This is a genomic window from Mesorhizobium sp. PL10 (assembly GCF_053714315.1).
On sequence record NZ_JBSKBR010000171.1, the window covers coordinates 1 to 686 of the forward strand.

Genomic DNA, 686 nt, shown 5'->3' on the forward strand with positions numbered 1-686 from the left:
CGACAGCCTGCCCAGGTTACAACCCATCGAAACCGTCAAATCCTCTGTGCAGAGGTACTAGTCGTCGTGAGGAACTGCGTGACTTCCGGGTGCTGCGCGGGATCTATAATGGCAGTCGGATCGGAACAAAAAAGGCGGCACCGAGGCCGCCTTCCCGAAACATACGAATGCTGGATCTAAAGCGCGAACTCTTCAGGAATGCGCTCAATTTGGCGCGAGTAGGCAGCCTTGACGCTGGCCGGGAGAGGACCGCGCTTCTCCGACTTCTCAAGACGCTTACGGTACATGCGCTGAACCGACTCGACAGTGCGTGCCTTGTTGCGCTTGGCCTCAGCCAAAACTTCAACGCGAAGTTCCTTCGAAATCATTGAGGACATGTCTTAGTCATCCTTCTCGCCGCTAGCGAAGCACGTGTGCACTGCACATAAGACACCCTGATCCAGACATGGTCAAGATACCCTGAAACACCTAACGGAACCATAACGGCCCAGACGTATCAGAACGGCTGTCCGTAGCATTGGTTCCAATGCACCCGAGGCTGCTTGTTGTCAACAGGTGCGTAGTCAGGATGCAGATTTCAGCCTTGCAAATATAGCATCAGTAAGTAGAAAGTCCCGCCCGGGAAAAAAGATCCCATGAGGCGACGGGCGGCGGAACTCAGGTAAGGTTTCGGGGTCCGACATCCT

Annotated in this window: 1 protein-coding gene; it reads right to left on the reverse strand. The window is 54.7% G+C overall.

The annotated features are described in order from the left end of the window. Positions 1 to 176: 176 nt before the first annotated feature. Complete coding sequence (locus tag ACWGTO_RS33695) at positions 177 to 377, reverse strand: hypothetical protein (RefSeq protein ID WP_454578982.1); 201 nt, start codon at positions 375 to 377, stop codon at positions 177 to 179. Between the last annotated feature and the right edge of the window lie 309 nt (positions 378 to 686).